Origin of the sequence: Neorhizobium lilium, assembly GCF_004053875.1 — a bacterium.
Classification (GTDB): Bacteria; Pseudomonadota; Alphaproteobacteria; order Rhizobiales; family Rhizobiaceae; genus Neorhizobium; species Neorhizobium lilii.
The window spans coordinates 483,405-498,713 of the sequence record NZ_SBIP01000001.1; the positions used below are offsets into that span (position 1 = coordinate 483,405).

Annotated in this window: 17 protein-coding genes, 2 pseudogenes and 1 riboswitch; of the genes and pseudogenes, 6 read left to right on the forward strand and 13 right to left on the reverse strand. The window is 59.3% G+C overall.

The window, feature by feature from the left end; translation table 11 throughout:
* Window positions 1–32 precede the first annotated feature (32 nt).
* The 3 genes from EPK99_RS02175 to EPK99_RS02185 all read right to left on the reverse strand — a co-directional run bounded on the left by EPK99_RS02175 (window position 33) and on the right by EPK99_RS02185 (window position 2,429).
* Window positions 33–653 (reverse strand): NADPH-dependent F420 reductase, encoded by a 621-nt coding sequence (locus EPK99_RS02175; RefSeq protein ID WP_128440985.1) that lies wholly within the window; start codon window positions 651–653, stop codon window positions 33–35.
* A gap of 105 nt (window positions 654–758) precedes the next feature.
* On the reverse strand, window positions 759–1,700 hold the full coding sequence (locus EPK99_RS02180) for an SDR family oxidoreductase (protein WP_128440986.1): 942 nt from the start codon (window positions 1,698–1,700) through the stop codon (window positions 759–761).
* Between the two features lie 51 nt (window positions 1,701–1,751).
* Window positions 1,752–2,429: an NADPH-dependent F420 reductase gene (locus EPK99_RS02185; RefSeq protein WP_342633725.1), complete on the reverse strand. Its 678-nt coding sequence runs from the start codon at window positions 2,427–2,429 to the stop codon at window positions 1,752–1,754.
* Window positions 2,430–2,528: 99 nt separating this feature from the next.
* On the opposite strand from EPK99_RS02185, the gene EPK99_RS02190 reads away from it, so the two are divergent.
* The gene (locus EPK99_RS02190; protein WP_128440988.1) at window positions 2,529–3,080 is read left to right on the forward strand and encodes a TetR/AcrR family transcriptional regulator; all 552 of its coding nucleotides are present in this window, start codon (window positions 2,529–2,531) and stop codon (window positions 3,078–3,080) included.
* An 82-nt stretch (window positions 3,081–3,162) separates the two neighbouring features.
* On the opposite strand, the gene EPK99_RS02195 is transcribed toward EPK99_RS02190, so the two are convergent.
* Entirely contained in the window at window positions 3,163–4,065 is a 903-nt protein-coding gene (locus EPK99_RS02195; protein ID WP_128440989.1) for a LysR family transcriptional regulator, read from the reverse strand.
* A gap of 130 nt (window positions 4,066–4,195) precedes the next feature.
* Here EPK99_RS02195 and EPK99_RS02200 point away from each other — a divergent pair, with 130 nt between their 5' ends.
* Window positions 4,196–4,597, forward strand: coding sequence for a YybH family protein (locus EPK99_RS02200; protein WP_128440990.1), 402 nt, complete (start codon window positions 4,196–4,198; stop codon window positions 4,595–4,597).
* Window positions 4,598–4,938: 341 nt separating this feature from the next.
* Here the strand turns inward: EPK99_RS02200 and EPK99_RS02205 are convergent, their stop codons facing one another.
* Together EPK99_RS02205 and EPK99_RS02210 are read right to left on the reverse strand one after the other, a co-directional pair.
* Window positions 4,939–5,496 (reverse strand): carboxymuconolactone decarboxylase family protein, encoded by a 558-nt coding sequence (locus tag EPK99_RS02205; protein ID WP_128440991.1) that lies wholly within the window; start codon window positions 5,494–5,496, stop codon window positions 4,939–4,941.
* 80 nt (window positions 5,497–5,576) lie between these two features.
* Window positions 5,577–6,335, reverse strand: coding sequence for an alpha/beta fold hydrolase (locus EPK99_RS02210; RefSeq protein WP_128442122.1), 759 nt, complete (start codon window positions 6,333–6,335; stop codon window positions 5,577–5,579).
* 152 nt (window positions 6,336–6,487) lie between these two features.
* Here EPK99_RS02210 and EPK99_RS02215 point away from each other — a divergent pair, with 152 nt between their 5' ends.
* Window positions 6,488–7,465, forward strand: a complete 978-nt coding sequence (locus EPK99_RS02215; protein WP_128440992.1) for a LysR family transcriptional regulator — start codon at window positions 6,488–6,490, stop codon at window positions 7,463–7,465.
* Window positions 7,466–7,608: 143 nt separating this feature from the next.
* Here EPK99_RS02215 and EPK99_RS02220 read toward each other — a convergent pair whose 3' ends face one another.
* The gene (locus EPK99_RS02220; RefSeq protein WP_128440993.1) at window positions 7,609–7,989 is read right to left on the reverse strand and encodes a nuclear transport factor 2 family protein; all 381 of its coding nucleotides are present in this window, start codon (window positions 7,987–7,989) and stop codon (window positions 7,609–7,611) included.
* 121 nt (window positions 7,990–8,110) lie between these two features.
* On the opposite strand from EPK99_RS02220, the pseudogene EPK99_RS02225 reads away from it, so the two are divergent.
* Window positions 8,111–8,560: pseudogene (locus EPK99_RS02225) on the forward strand (MarR family winged helix-turn-helix transcriptional regulator); the annotation flags it as partial.
* 70 nt (window positions 8,561–8,630) lie between these two features.
* Here the strand turns inward: EPK99_RS02225 and EPK99_RS02230 are convergent.
* Window positions 8,631–8,978: a winged helix-turn-helix transcriptional regulator gene (locus tag EPK99_RS02230; RefSeq protein ID WP_128442123.1), complete on the reverse strand. Its 348-nt coding sequence runs from the start codon at window positions 8,976–8,978 to the stop codon at window positions 8,631–8,633.
* 79 nt (window positions 8,979–9,057) lie between these two features.
* Here EPK99_RS02230 and EPK99_RS02235 point away from each other — a divergent pair, with 79 nt between their 5' ends.
* A complete protein-coding gene (locus EPK99_RS02235) occupies window positions 9,058–9,867 on the forward strand; it encodes an SDR family NAD(P)-dependent oxidoreductase (protein WP_128440995.1) in 810 nt (269 codons plus the stop codon).
* A 40-nt stretch (window positions 9,868–9,907) separates the two neighbouring features.
* A pseudogene (locus tag EPK99_RS25580) lies at window positions 9,908–10,119 on the forward strand (hypothetical protein); the annotation flags it as partial.
* 232 nt (window positions 10,120–10,351) lie between these two features.
* Here the strand turns inward: EPK99_RS25580 and ribB are convergent.
* The 5 genes from ribB to EPK99_RS02260 all read right to left on the reverse strand — a co-directional run bounded on the left by ribB (window position 10,352) and on the right by EPK99_RS02260 (window position 15,305).
* Window positions 10,352–10,987 carry a 3,4-dihydroxy-2-butanone-4-phosphate synthase gene (ribB, locus tag EPK99_RS02240; protein ID WP_128440996.1) on the reverse strand — a complete coding sequence of 212 codons (636 nt, stop codon included), beginning with the start codon at window positions 10,985–10,987 and terminating at the stop codon, window positions 10,352–10,354.
* A 110-nt stretch (window positions 10,988–11,097) separates the two neighbouring features.
* Window positions 11,098–11,243, reverse strand: a riboswitch (FMN riboswitch).
* 187 nt (window positions 11,244–11,430) lie between these two features.
* The gene (locus EPK99_RS02245) at window positions 11,431–12,213 is read right to left on the reverse strand and encodes an SDR family oxidoreductase (protein ID WP_128440997.1); all 783 of its coding nucleotides are present in this window, start codon (window positions 12,211–12,213) and stop codon (window positions 11,431–11,433) included.
* Window positions 12,214–12,274: 61 nt separating this feature from the next.
* Window positions 12,275–13,012, reverse strand: a complete 738-nt coding sequence (gene tpiA / locus EPK99_RS02250; protein WP_128440998.1) for a triose-phosphate isomerase — start codon at window positions 13,010–13,012, stop codon at window positions 12,275–12,277.
* 4 nt (window positions 13,013–13,016) lie between these two features.
* Window positions 13,017–13,805 carry an SDR family oxidoreductase gene (locus EPK99_RS02255; RefSeq protein ID WP_128440999.1) on the reverse strand — a complete coding sequence of 263 codons (789 nt, stop codon included), beginning with the start codon at window positions 13,803–13,805 and terminating at the stop codon, window positions 13,017–13,019.
* A gap of 21 nt (window positions 13,806–13,826) precedes the next feature.
* Window positions 13,827–15,305, reverse strand: coding sequence for a sugar ABC transporter ATP-binding protein (locus EPK99_RS02260; protein ID WP_128441000.1), 1,479 nt, complete (start codon window positions 15,303–15,305; stop codon window positions 13,827–13,829).
* Between the last annotated feature and the right edge of the window lie 4 nt (window positions 15,306–15,309).

Genomic DNA, 15,309 nt, shown 5'->3' on the forward strand with positions numbered 1-15,309 from the left:
AAAGGCGATTTCTCACATGTAGAGTCAGCTGCTCATCCGATGTCCACGTTCAGGGCAAGTTCCCAGGTGCCCGCACCGTTTTTGGCGAGACCGATCATCATGAGGCCCAGGGACTCTAGGGTCTGGGCCATGTGCAGACCGCCGACGTCGAGTGGACGCAGGCCGAGGCTATCGAGAAAGGTCGAGACGCGTGCCTTCGCTTGCCGATCGTCACCCGCGATGAACGCGTCGAGGCGTCCGCCTTTCGCCAGGACATGGCCGAAGATCGTGTTAAAGGCCTTCACGACATGCGAACTTGCGGGAAGGGCCTTGGCCGTCTCCTGCGCGCTTGAGCTTCCGCTGGGTGTCACAAGGCTGGAGAGGTCGGCAGCGACCGGGTTCGTGATATCGATGATTATCTTCCCGCTGAGCGCGTCACCGTAATTGGTCAGCGCAGCCGCGGCATGCTTGTAAGGCACCGCAAGGATGACAATGTCACCGGCAGGGACGGAGCCGTAGGCCCCTGTGGTCGCTCCGGAGCCGAGCTGGTCGGCCAGCGCGCGTGCATTGGCGAGATTGCGGCTCGCCACCTCGACGGTATGTCCAGCCTTGACGATGCGGCCGGCTATAGCCGCTGCCATTTTTCCAGAGCCGATGATGCTGATAGTGCTCATGCTCAGTCTCCTATGATCTGCGGGGTGATGGTCTCGACCCAGGGGCCATCCCCGGTCGGCGCTTGATGCGCGCCGAACCCGTCAGGCTCGGCGCATCGGATCGTCTCAGTTCGTCGGGAAGTACGTGCCGTTGTCGATGTCTTCGAGCAGGCCCGCCTGCGTGGGCTGCCAGCCAAGGGCCTGGCGGGTGATGTGGCTGGTTGCCGGAAGGTCCAGCGTGACCAGGTTCGCGAGGAACCCGAAGTATCCAGGCAGCATCAGGACGTCTGCGGGAATGCTCACGGCCGGCAGGCCGAGACGGCTGCCGATGGCCTCAGCAATCTGACGGAACGGAATGCCTTCGTCGGCGATCCCGTGCCAGGATTTGCCCGCAGGTCCCTTCTCCAGTGCCAGGCGAAACAGGGTGGCGAGATCTTGAGCGTGAATGGCTGGCCACACGTTCATCCCGTCTCCGGGATAACCCATGACGCCCTTCTCCTTCGCGAGCCCGCTCAGCAGCGGGAAAAAGCCGGCACCATCGGTCGTGCTGTGCACGATGGTCGGAATCCGCACGACCGAGGAGCGCACGCCTCGTTCCGCGAGACCGATGACCGTAGTTTCCACAATGTTGCGAACCCGCAGTGTGCCCTTGTACGCATCGCCACTAGGGAGAGCGGGGTCTTCCTCAGTTGCCGGACGGCCCAGTTTGTCCCAACCGGGCGAGCCGATGCTCCCGGATACGACCAGCGGCTTATCCGTGCCCGCTAGCGCATCACCATAGGCGAACATGATCTGGACTTCCGCGGCGGCCACGGCGTCGATCCCGCCGGACGGCAGCAGGTCCTGTCGGTGCGCGACATGGATGACACCGTCGGCCTCAGCCGCCGCCGCCCGAAGCCCGTCGAGGTCTTCGAGGTCGCCGCGCCGGGCCTTCGCGCCGAGCGCGGATAGTTCCGATGCGGCCTTGTCAGATCGGGCCAGCGCCGTGACCTCGTGTCCGGCGGCGATGAGGTCGGATATGATATACGGACCGATATGGCCGGTCCCGCCCGTTACGAAAACATGCATGTCATTGTTCCTTATGATTGATATGATGAGAGGAAGTTCTTGCGTGCGTGCTCAGCCGGGAAGGTTGACGCCGATCGCGAAGTTGGTGTGTCTGATGGAGTGGGCGATAAGGCCCAGCGACAACAGGCAGGCGTGCTCAAGCGTCCGCGCCATCGCCAAAGGCCCGATATCCATCGGGCGAAGTCCAAGGCCCTCGACGAATGCCGAGACCTGAGCCTTCGCCTGCGCGTCATCGCCGGCGATGAACACGTCTAAGGGGCGGCCCTCGATCGAACCGGCGGCTAGGACATGGGAGAAGTGGGTGTTGAATGCTTTGACGACATGGGCATCGGCGGGAGCGGCGCTGGCTATTTCCTGCGCGCCGAAACTGTCTTTCGGGGTCACGAAGCTCTTGCGGTCGGATGCGACGGGATTGGTGATGTCGACAATGAGCCTGCCTGCCAGCGCTCCCCCGTAAATCTTCACGACGTCGAGAACGACCGCGTAGGGGACCGCCAGGATAACGATGTCTCCGGCAGGGGTGGCACCAAACGTCCCGGTCGACGCGCCGTCGCCGATCTTGTCCGCCAACGCCTTCGCATTGTCGGGATTGCGGCTCATCACCTCAACGGTGTGTCCGGCCCAGGCCGCAAGGCCGCCGATCGCAGCGGCCATTCCGCCCGATCCTATGATGCTAATTCTACTCAAGTTCGTGTTCCTTGCAGGCATGCGCAGTGCCTCCATTGCCATGTCGGCGGAAGCGCATTACATATGGATCACCGATCCGTATCTATAAATGGATCAATGATCCGTATATACGGTTCACCGATCCATTTATCAAGGTGGCTTATGCGAGCAGACGCAAAAAAGAATTATGACCACATTCTCGAGGTCGCGCGTGGCGTCATCACCGAGCACGGCTCCGATGCTTCGATGCGCGATATCGCCCGCCGGGCCGACGTCGGGTTGGCAACACTGCTCCGTCATTTCCCGACGCGAGAGACACTGTTCGAGGCATTGCTGTGCACGAACCTCGACGCACTGACGCGGACATCGGCCGAATTCGAGACATCGAATTCACCGGGAGAGGCACTGGTGTCGTGGGTAAGGGATTGGGTGGCGTTCGCGCAAAGCTACAAGGGTGTGGTCGGAATGATGGCGGCCGCGCACACGAACCCGGATTCCGCCCTTTACGCTTCCTGCGCGGCGGTGCATTCAGCAAGCGCACGGCTTCTAGCTCGTGCTCAGGCCACAGGCGCGGCGCGCGAAGATATGAATGGGGACGACCTGTTTGCTCTGATGACGGCGCTGGGGTGGGCCGTGGACCAACCTTCATTCGCGCCACGGGCTGATCATCTCGTTCGCCTTATTACCAGCGCTGTTCTGACCCAGCCACGCTAGCCGTGACGTCAATGGTACCCCCAATGGGGCAGAGCACCTAACTTTCCGCAATCGGAAAGCCACGCAAAATATGAACATCGGACTACTTGATAAGGCTGCGGATACGGGGTTCGAGGAGAGGAATCATCTCCTTGACCTTCGGTGACGAGTTTTTGTAAGCCGTGTGCACGAGATAGCTAGGCCACGGAGCCGTTGACCAATCCGGAAGGACTTGAACCAATCGGCCCCTTAAAATGTCGCTGTGAACCAAAGTTGGCGGCATGAGGGCAATGCCTTTGCCCATCAAGGCAAGGTGCTGGATCGCTCCAACGGAGTTCGATGAAATGCGGGCCTGTGGAACAACCCTGGCTTTCTCGTCGTCGGCGGAAACCAGGTTCCAGGTGGCAAGACTGCTGGCATCCTGTTCGGGCGAGATGACAAGACATTGATGGAACGCCAGATCGCTCGGGTGACCGATCGCGGTTGATCGTTCTATATATTGGGGAGCGGCGACTAGGATCAGTCCGGCTATCCCCAATCGCTTCGCTGTGAAACCAGAATCTTTGATGGCACTTGCCCGGATGGCGATATCGAACCCCTCACCGACCAAGTCCACGACGCGATCCGTCAAAAGCAATTCGACCGTCACCTCTGGAAATCTCTCAACGTATTCCGTCACCGCTTCGCAGATCGGCGTGTAGTCAAACTCGGCCGGCGCCGTGATCTTCAACGTTCCCGTGGGGAACTTCTGGAATAACGAAGCTTCTTCGCCAGCGCTCGTCAGGGCAGCCACGGCCAGCTCGGCTTTCCTGAAAAATATCGCTCCTGCGTCCGTGAGACGCAGCTTTCTCGTCGTGCGCACAAGAAGGGTTACCCCGAGCGCTTTTTCAAGGTCCGACACCTTGTCGCTCACCGTTGAGTTGGGGAGGCCCATCTCCAGCGCGGCCTTTGTGAAGCTCCCCATCCGCACCACCCGTACGAATATCATCGCACCATTCAGATCCACAAATCATCCTCGAAAACTATCCGATGAGGCGGATAATATAATCGAAATATACGAGCTAATCCATCGTGCCGTCACGGCCTATCTTCAGCACTCAAGCCGAAAAACAAGGCTGAAGACAAAGGAGAATTAAATGTCACAGATTCTGACAGACAAAAATCAGATCGAGCAGCTTATCGAAAAGTATATCTATGCACTCAATCACTCGAAAACCGATATGGTGGTTCCGTTGTTTACCCAGGACGGCGTGCTGATGGGAGTGGACGCTCCGACGATGGAAGGAGCGGAGCAGCTCAAGGCCTTCTTCGATCACGGCTTCAGTATAATCAGGATCGAGCCCAAGATCTATATCGACGAGATCGTCATCACCGAAGACTATGCGTTTGCAAGATCGCATTCGCAGGTGCAGGTCACCGTATTGCAGACCAATGTTTCACATTCCGAACCGAACCGCGAACTGTTCATATTCAAAAAGGACGGCGGTGAGTGGAAGATCGCGCGATACATGTTTAATAAGGCGCCAAGCTCTCAATAATTCGGCGACGAAGGACGCCCGTAATCTGAACAGCGAACTTATTTTGCGGGCGCTCGGCACAGGTGTGCGTAGAAGCGCCCGCCTGATTCGTGCGCGCCCAAGATGCAGTAGATGCCTCTGTTTCCGAACACAAGGCCGTTTACCAGGAACCATGTAGTGGCGCAACGACGCCATTTCACGGACCTTTGTCATATCTGAACTGCTGCCTTGCAAGGAATGGACCCGCGACCGCCTGCATCACGGTTGTGGTCCTGAGGACAGTGGGCTCACCCAATTCCACCCCGCGTAGTCGGCGGACTGGGATCAGGATCGCCTTTCAACAGCGACTTATCAGCGCCCGGTCAACGCCCAGGCGCCTGCCAGGCATGCGGTTGAAACGTTACTTCCAACGGCGGGTGCGTGATGTTGGCCGTGTAGTTCGTGATCGTGGATGCCGCAAGAACAGCGACCACTTCCAGCAGGCGGCTCTCATCAAAGCCCAAGTCGAGAAATTCACGTTTTTCGGTTTCGCTGACGGCACCACGCTTTTCGATCAGCGAACGCGTTAGTTTCGATAGACCGGCATGCTTAGCATCTCCAGGCAAAGCGCCGTTCCTGATGGCGGCGACGTCGTCAGGGCCGATCCCTTCGGCATTTGCCAGATATGAATGGAATGCTACGGCCCACTCCGCACCATTGGTGACAGCATTGGTCAAAAGCAGGATCTGGATCTCGGCCTCGCTGAAACTGCCGCTGTGGACGCGACCGAACAGATCGGTCAGGCTGCCGATAAGCACGGGCGACGTTGCCATAGCCCCGGCGATGTTCGGTATGAAACCGAAGGCGGAGTCCAACGCCCCAAGCGCCGGCTTGGACGCTTCAGGCGCGGTCTCGATGGAATGAACGGGAAAGTTCGTCATGTGATGGTCCTTTGATGTTTGCAATCGCGCTAAACCGCAACGCCTTGAAGAAAAGGCCGGGGACAAGCGCTGGGGTGTGTTCAATCGGTCTGCGCCGCCTCTTCGATCACCTCGGCGACTTGTTGCGGGTGCGAGAGCATGACGACATGCGATGCGCCGGGCACGACCACGACATCGCGTGCTTGCGCCCGCTTCGCCATGAAGTCATGCAGCGCCGGGGGGATGCTCTTGTCGGCAGCACCATAGACGAAATAGGAGGGAATGGTTTTCCAGCCGGCCGGACCTGACGCCTCCTTCAACGCGGCCTCTGTCACTGGCCTTTGTGTTATAGCCATCAATGTCACTTGATCATCCGGTAGGTCGGCTGCGAATGGCCCGGCAAATTTTGCGGGATCAACGCTCAACTCAATACCACCATCGGAAAGCGTCACTGGCTTTGCCAAGGCAGCACCCAGTTCACTGCCTGGAAACTTACCGATCAAAGCAAAGGCGCTCTCGCCCTTTTCTGGCGCGAAGGCCGCAGCGTAAACCAGCGCTCTGACATTGTTGTTGCCATTGGCTGCGTTGGTGATGACCGCACCGCCATAGGAATGGCCGACCAACACCACCGGCCCGTCGATGGATTTTATGACGCTGGCGACCGATGCGGCATCGCCAGCGACGCTGCGAAGCGGATCGGCGACAGCGACGATATTGTAGCCATCCTTTGAAAGGATCGGGATCACGCCATTCCAGGACGAGGAGTCAGCCATCGCACCGTGAACCAGAACGATGGTGGGTTTGATCGATGCGGCTTCGGACGCAATTGGGGCGACCAGTAGTAGAGTAAGGGCCGCCATAGTTCGCGGTAAGCCGCGACCGGCCCATTTCGTTTCCGGATTCATTATTTTCTCCTAGGCAAGCTTGGCGCCTGTATCTGGGACGATATAAACCATGCGATTTTTTGGATAAGACTTGCAGGTGGAACGATATTCGTGCGTACTATGCATGAATGGATTTTGCCGATCTCAAAACATTCTGCCGGGTTGCCCAACTGAGCAGTATCGCGGCTGCAGCGCGGGCCGAGGCAACCGAGGCATCAACGGTATCGCGCAGGATCGCCGCACTTGAGGCGCAGCTTGGGACACGTCTGTTCCAGCGCACAACGCGCAAGCTATCACTGACGGAGGCCGGCGCGATTTTCCTGTCTCGCATTCTGCCGATCCTGGATGACGTCTCGGCGGCGCGCGAAGCGGCCGTTGCAGCGGTGGAACAGCCGGCCGGCCTGTTGCGCGTGACAGCTTCCAACGCCTACGGCGAAGCTGTCGTTGCCCCACTTCTGGTCGCGTTCTGCGCCCAATACCCTAAAATTGAGATAGACCTGCTGCTCTCGGATGCTCTGGTCGATCTCGTTGCCCAACAGGTTGACGTCGCCTTGCGTCTGGGGCCGCGTCCCGCGGGCGATCTCATCGTCTCCAAGCTGAAGTCGATCGAGCGTCGTCTGGTGGCATCGAAGGAATATCTGTCTTCAGTGCCGCCGGTCGAGCAGCCCGGTGATATTGTCGCGCATGTCTGTCTGCCGACGACGAATTCACCACAGCCGCCTCTGTGGCTGTTCAGGCGCGATCTCGAAAGTATCGAATTGGTCGTGCCGACGAAGATAAGGACCAGCAATACGCTGGCACTCCGCCAGCTCGTCCGCGACGGTGTCGGGATCTCGCTCCTTCCAGAGTGGTCGGTGGATGAGGACATTAAAAGTGGGAGGCTCGTCCAGCTCCTACCGAGTTGGAAGATCAGCGTTGGGGCGCAGGAGAGTGCCGTGTGGGTCGCCTATCCCTCGCGTGCCTACCTCCCCTTGAAGACGCGGAAATTCATCGATTTCTTTAGAGAGCAGGTTTCGTCTGAGGCTCCCGAATTTAACACGCGCAGTATGCAAGAAGATTTACAGATAACGTCTAGTGGAACGGAACGTTATCCCAAGATTTCTTGACGGACAATGCCCGTTATACCCGGAGGTGACCGATCGAGGTCGGTAAGATCTCCGAGGGAGGAAGGCTGATCCAGGCCGCAACGCACTTGTGTTTCAGAACCTGATCAAGTTCGATAGCTGATGCCGATGGGGCTGGCGGATGATTAAGCCGCATCCGAAATATCGAAGCGCACGATCTTGTCGCCCTCCATGCGAAAGATATGCATGACGGTCTTGTCCTTCAGGTCGTGGGTTTGCTGTCCCTGCAGTGGCTGACCATCGAGGTCGAAGACCGACTGGATCACCTCGACAGCGACGATACCGTCTTGCGTGGTGGTAAACGCCACCGGCTCGACATGCGGGCTGACGACAGCCCATTGACGCGTCCAATAATCGCGCACCGCCTCGCGCCCATACTCATGGCCTCCGTCCATGCCGTTTGCCCAGGCGACATCATCGGCAAGCGCGTTCAGAACCCCGTCGATATCTCTCGCGTTGAAGCGATCATACAGTTGCTTGATCAGTTGGATGTGATCGTTCGACATGTCATTTTCCTCGATGTGAGAGGTATTGAACCGCTGCAGTAGCGACCAGGCCTTGCCTCCGGTCGTCGATTTATATATTTACGTATGTATATTGTAGTCAAGCGTGATCGAGGCAATCGCAATGGATGAAGACGTGCTTTCAACACCAGGGCATCTGATCACACTCGCCGCCCGGGGGTTCGCCCGCCTGAGCGAGGCGCGACTCGGGCCGCTCGGCTTCGGTGTCGGACAGTTGCCGGTTCTTGTCGCGCTGCAGAATGGCAAAGCCGCAACGCAACGGGACCTCGCTCGTTTCGCCAAGGTCGAGCAGCCGCCAATGGCGCAAATGCTGGCGCGCATGGAGCGGGACGGCTTGATCAAGAAGACACCCGATCCGGCCGATGGTCGCAGCAGCAGCATCGGGCTCACGGACACCGCACTGGAGCGCATTCCCTCGGCGGTCGAGACCTTGTTCCAAGGCAACAGAGAAGCCCTGGCAGGCTTCACCGACGCAGAAGCAGTACAATTCGTCGATCTCCTGACACGGCTGATTGAAAATCTGGATCAGATCGCGGGCTCTGCACCGGCATCGCGCAAAACGGATGGACTGCGTAAAGGCTTGCACGCCCGAACGGAACTATCTCCAGCAAGGCGGACCGCAGCTACCGACCAATGACATGTCGTTCGGAAAACCGCCTTGCGGCTATCAGCACGGGCATGAAATCGCGCCCGGCATCGGTGAGTGCATATTCGACACGCAGCGGCAGTTCGCCGAAGTCTGTCCGGGTGACAAGCCCGTCACTTTCCAGCTCCCGCAGGTGCTGGGTCAACACTTTCTGCGAAATGCCGGGCATGTCCCGTTTCAACCGAGACGTTCGCATCGAAGGCTCCGCATAAAGGCGGAAGAGGATCGGCAGCTTCCAGCGTCCGCTGATCATATTCAGTACCCGTGTGATATGCGCGACGGCGCCATCCGGGCCAAGGCAAACTGAGCGTTCATCCTTTTCCATGAGCACTTTTAAGTGCGTACTTGTCTCCATCACCGTCCCGGCTCCTTATCGCGCAGATATTTCAGATAGGGGCTCCTCGATGGATTTGAAACTGGACGGAAAGATCGCGCTCGTGACCGGAAGCAGCAAGGGCATCGGCGAAGCGATCGCCAGAGGCCTCGCACGCGAGATGGCGATCGTAGTAGTGCATGGGCGCAATCGCGGCGAGGCGGAGCGTGTCGCTCGAGACATTCGCGCGCTGGGCGGACAGGCGCATGCCGTGGTCGGCGACCTCACTATTGACGATGAGGTCAAACGTCTTGTCGAAGAGGCTCAGGCGCTCGCCGGCCCGATAGACATCCTGATCAACAATGCTGGCGGTTCGGGCGATGCGGAAGACTGGACGAATACCCGCGCCTCGTCCTGGATCTCGACTTTTGACCGCAACGTTCTGGCCGCTGTCAGGGTCACCACGCGGCTTCTTCCGCACATGCGCGCCGCCAGGTGGCGCCGGATCGTCAACATTTCCAGTCTGGCCGGTTTAATGCCGCCCGCCGCCCGGCCTGACTATTCCGCAGCCAAGGCCGCGATGAACGCCATGACGGCATCAATGGCCAAAGCGGTCGCGGCCGACGGGGTGACAGTCAACACCGTATCGCCCGGCACAATCCATAGCGAACGGCTGGATGCACGGCTCCGCGACGTCGCCGGCGAGCAAGGAATAGCCGGGGATGCGCCATGGGAATTGATTGAGCGCGCAGTCTTGCCCATGTTTGCTGCGGTTCCTGTCGGCCGTGTCGGAACTTTGGAAGAAATCGCCGACACCATCTCGTTTCTCGTCAGTCCTCGAGCGGGCTACATCACCGGTACCAATCTCAGGCTCGACGGCGGGGTGCTGCCCACGATCTGACCGCATCATCTGGTTCTATCCGGAATCGCAGCCCGCGTCGTCAATCAAAGGCTTGCTACTGCACGGTCGCATAATCTGCGAGACATCCTGGCAACTCACATTTTGAAGCAGACCGGCTCCTACGAGCAGGCAAGCTATGCCATCCAAGATACGCCTGATGTGGTGCAGCGACACTATGGTCGCTTCCTGCCGCAGGACAAGGCGGCGTTAGCGGCCAAGATTCTCAACAAGTCTGGGACATGGCATAGGGCTGACCGAGCCGCCCAGCTCGGAAGTTATGAGTATATCGCGTCCGAGCTGCCCCGTCGTCTTTGCGTTGATGGGATATGAACCATCGACCCTCAGTTGAACGAAAAAATGAAGACGGAAGGTCCACCGCTTGGCGCTGATAGCTGGACCTGATCAATATCTAGATGGTCGCTACGCCTGTGGCCTTCTAGTTGGCAATGCGCCGCCAAGGTGACGGCGCATTGCAGACGATCAACTAGGCGGCAACCGCCCTTGTACCAATTGAGGAATTCCCGATGTAAGAGATCAGGTCGGCGATCGTGACCAGCGGCATCTCGTGCTGTCTTGCGAACTCGATGAGGTCCGGCAGCCTTGCCATGTTGCCGTCCTCCTTGGCAACTTCACAGATGACGCCGGAGGCGCTGAGCCCTGCAAGCTTACACAAATCGACTGCAGCCTCCGTATGCCCCGCTCGCGACAGAACGCCGTTCGGATGCGCGCGAAGAGGAAAAATGTGTCCCGGCCGGGCGAAGTCGTCTGCCTGTGCCGAAGGATCGACCAGTGCCCTGACCGTGGCAGCGCGGTCGCTGGAAGAGATTCCCGTGGTCGTGCCCGGGATATAGTCGACCGACACAGTGAAGGCGGTCTTATGGGATTCCGTATTGCGCGGAACCATCAGCGGGATGTCCAACTCGTCGAGCCTGCCGCCCTCCATCGCCACGCAGATGAGTCCGCGTGCATGATTCATCATGAATGCTATGGTTTCAGGTGTCGCAGTTTCAGAAGCTGCGATGATGTCGCCTTCGTTCTCGCGATCCTCATCGTCGACCACGACGATCATCCGGCCAAGGGCCAGAGCGTCGAGAGCATCTTCGATCTTTGCAATTGTCATTTCATTGCCTTTCAAGGGTTACCCGCGTTAGCGGCAAACTGCGGCCATTCGAGCCGCCATTTATCCCTTGGGCGAACAAGCTCAATCGCTCCCGAGCGGAAGCGATCCTAGCGTGCCCTCTTCCATCCGGACTATGACCGTCGGCTCCGGCATCTCACCGGATCTGCTGACCTTCCACTTTCGCGGAAGCGCTCGCGGGCTCCGGGAAGATCCCGATACCGCCGGTGGGGAGTTTCACCCCGCCCTGAGAACAACATGAAGTTAATAAAACTAACCGAGTAAATGCAAGAGGTTAATGGCGAATGAGGTGTTCAATTTTCGACGAATTGGAGAAATTCATTCCTATTTTAGCGAGCGCCAGCCTCACGTGCAAGACCCGCAGCACGATCGCGTTGCGGCCCATCTGGTCCTGGCCCTGTCAGCTGACCACAGTCATCGGATCGTCAGGACATAATCAGCCCGCCGTCGACATTGATAGTCTGGCCCGTGATATAGGCAGCGTCCTCGCTGGCCAGGAAAGTGACCAGACCAGCGACGTCCTCGCCTGATCCTGCCCTCTTCATAGGAATTCCCCTCACCCATTCCTTCATCAGCTCTCCCGGCGCGTAATTTCCAAGTAGCTTGCCCCAAACCTCGTCGTTATAGGCCCACATGTCCGTTTCGATAATGCCGGGGCAGAAGGCATTTACTGTGATGCCGTCCGTCGCGACTTCCTTGGCGAGGCTCTGAGTGATGCCGACGACGCCCATCTTCGATGCGGCATAGTGAGGCGTGTAGATGAAACCGTCTCGTGCCTGGCCGGAGGCGGTGTTGATGATGCGACCTCCACGGCCATGCTTGCGGATCCGCGCAATCGCCTCCTGAGCGCACAGGAAGACGCCCTTCGTGTTCACCGCCATCACCTTGTCCCATTCTCCCTCCGTCATGTCCTCGATGCGGGAGATGGTGATGACGCCCGCGTTCTGGATCGAAACGTCGACGGCGTCGAAGGCGTTCTCGGCGGCATCGAACAAGGCTTTCACGCTGGCCCTGTCGGTGACATCGCCGACGAAAGAGATCGCCTTGCCCCCGTCGGTTCTGATCTGCTCGGCGATTGCATGCACAGCGTCCTCGTTGGCGGAAACCACAAGGTTCGCCCCCTCCCGCGCGAAGCGTTTGGCGATGGCAGCGCCGATGCCCCGGCTTGCGCCTGTGATCACAACGGTTTTGTTTTCAAAGCGTCTCATGAATTTTCCTTTCGGTGGAGCATTACTGAGCTCTTTCAGCTCTGCCCCCAGTATTGATTGTTCACGCGGCGGCCGAGATGATCTCGGCAAAGTCAGAGGCTTTCAGCGAGGCTCCGCCGACAAGGGCACCGTTGACGTCCGCCACATCGAAGATGGAGGCTGCATTGGACGACTTGACCGAGCCGCCGTATAGAATCCTGACCGCCCTTCCCTCTTCGCCGAGTTCCTGGACGAGGATGTGCCGGAGGGACTGATGGATTTCGTCGATCTGCTCCAGGGTTGGCACGAGGCCTGTGCCGATTGCCCAGACAGGCTCGTAGGCCAAGGCCGTGTTGCAGCCTGTCGCGGTGGCCGGAAGCGATCCCCGCAATTGTCTGCGCACGACATCCAGCGCCACCCCGTCGTCGCGTTCTGCGCGGGTCTCCCCGACGCAGATGATGCTGGTGAGCCCGGCTCCGTGAGCCGCAGCTGCCTTGCGTGCAACCGTCAAGTTGGATTCATGATAAACGGCGCGCCGTTCGGAATGCCCTAGGATGACAAATCTCGCGCCAACGTCACAGAGCATCGAGGCGGAGATGTCGCTCGTGAAGGCGCCTGACGGTTTCGAGTGGCAATCCTGGGCGCCGATGGCGATGTGCGATCCGCGGACCTGCTCTGCAGCCTTCTCGATCAAGGTGAAGGGCGGGCAAACGACAATGTCGCATGTCGCGCTGCCCGTCAGTTCCTTGAGCATGTCGATCTCGGCGAGAGACGACGCCAGACCGTTCATCTTCCAGTTCCCTGCCAACAGATTGCGCATCGCGTCACCAGCAGCAGAAGCCGCCATCGACCAGCAGGTCGACGCCGGTCACGAAACTTGCCGCACCTGACAGCAGGAATACGGCCGGGCCCACCATCTCGTCGACAGTCGCCATGCGCTGCATCGGCGTCTGCTCCTCGAAAAGCTTGGTCTGATGGATCATTTCCGGTCGGGTATTCATAGGGGTTGCCGTGTATCCGGGGGAGATCGTGTTGACGCGCACGCCACGGTCCACCCATTCCATGGCCAGGGATTTCGACATGTGAATCACGCCGGCCTTGGAGGCGTTGTAATGGGCTTGGCTGAGACCGCGGTTGACGATTACGCCCGACATCGATGCGATGTTCACGATCGCCCCGCGGCCGTGTCTCAGCATGGCGCGGGCTTCGGCCTGGCAGGAGAGGAAGACGCCCTTGAGGTTGATGTCCATCAGCGTCTGATACTGGTCTTCCTCCATGTCCTCGGCTGGATTGGCGTTGGCGATCCCGGCCGCGTTGACGGCAAGAGAAAGGGCGCCGAGTTCCGCTTCCGTCCGCGCGACGGCGTCGGCCAGCGAATCCTTGCTGGTGACGTCGGCGGCGATCTTGATCGATCGACGGCCTGCCGCCTCGATGTGCTTTGCGGTATGAGCCAATCCGTCATCGGTGCGGCGGTCAAGAAGTGCCACGTCGGCGCCACACTGAGCAAGGCCGATAGCGATGCGCTGACCTATGCCGCTACCTGCACCCGTGACGATGGCAATATGGCCGTCGAGGTCGAACAGCTTTGGAGCGTTCAGATTTATATCGGACACCGCGCTTCCTTTCGAGTTGGATTAGATTGTTGCAAGCTCCATGATCGAGACGTCGTTCGCCTCATCACGGTTCAGGATTCCTGCCTGGTTGCCCTGGGCGAGCACCATGATGCGGTTCGAGACCCCGAGGACTTCTTCGAGGTCCGAGCTGACGACGATGACGGCGACGCCCTGCTTTGCCAGATTGACGATGATGTCATAGATGCCGGCGCGGGCGCCCACGTCGATGCCGCGGGTTGGTTCGTCGAGTACCACGACCTTGGGATCGCGCATCAGCCATTTGGCGATGACAACCTTTTGCTGGTTGCCGCCGGACAGGTCCGATGCGTGCTGCTCGGCACGGCCTTTCACCCCGAACTTTGCAACGGCCTTCTCGGCGAACCTCTGCTTGGCGCGGGACGTGATCCATTTGCCGGGCAGCTTGTCGAGATTGGCATAGACGATGTTCTCGCCGATGCGGTGCTCCACGACCAGCCCCTGGTCCTTGCGGTCCTCGGGAACCATCACGATGCCCTTGGCGATGGCGTCTTTGGGGCTGCGCAGCCTAAGCTCCTCGCCCTCAAGCTTGATCGAGCCCGCACTGATCGGATCGGCGCCGGAGATCGCCCTAACGAGTTCGGTGCGACCCGCCCCGATAAGTCCCGCGATGCCGAGGATCTCGCCCGCATGGACGTCGAAAGTGACGTTACGGAACGAGTTCTCCGGAGACGTCAGGCCGGAGACCTGAAGTACGGGGCGGGCGGTCGGTTGCGGGAGAACCGGGAACATGCGATCGAGCGAGCGCCCTACCATGCTCTCGACAATGGTGCGGACGGGAGTAGCGCTGTCTGCAAATTCCTGGACGCGCTCCCCGTCTCGGAGCACGACGATGCGGTCGGTAATTCGCTTGATCTCGTCCATGCGGTGGGAGATATAAATAATGCCCACTCCCTCGGCGCGCAACTTCCTAACCTGTTCGAACAGTGCCTCGGTCTCTGCACCTCCCAGAGCCGCCGTCGGCTCATCGAGGATCAGCAGCTTGGCGTTCAGCGCAAGGGCCTTGGCGATCTCGATGAGCTGTTGGCTTGCCGTCGAAAGACCGCTGACCTTGCGGGTCGCGGGTATATGCAGGTTCAACCGCGAGAGCTGCTGTTGCGCACGGCGGACCATCTGCTGACGATCGACCACGCCGTTCTTCATCGGCCATCTTCCGATAAAGACGTTTTCCGCGATTGAGAGCTGCGGCAGGAGTTGAAGCTCCTGGTGGATCAGGACCACCCCCTTGTCGATCGCTTCTCTTGGAGTGGCCGGGGCATAAGGCTGCCCCAGCCACGTCATCTTACCTTCGGAAGGCGTCCGCGATCCGGCGATGATGCCCGACAGCGTCGACTTGCCGGCGCCGTTTTCGCCAAGGAGAGCAACCACTTCGCCTGGGTACACCTCGAGGCTCACGTTCTTGAGAACCTCAAGCGGCCCATAGCGTTTCGAAATGCCTCTCAGCGACAGAACGGGTTCGGTCACGGCA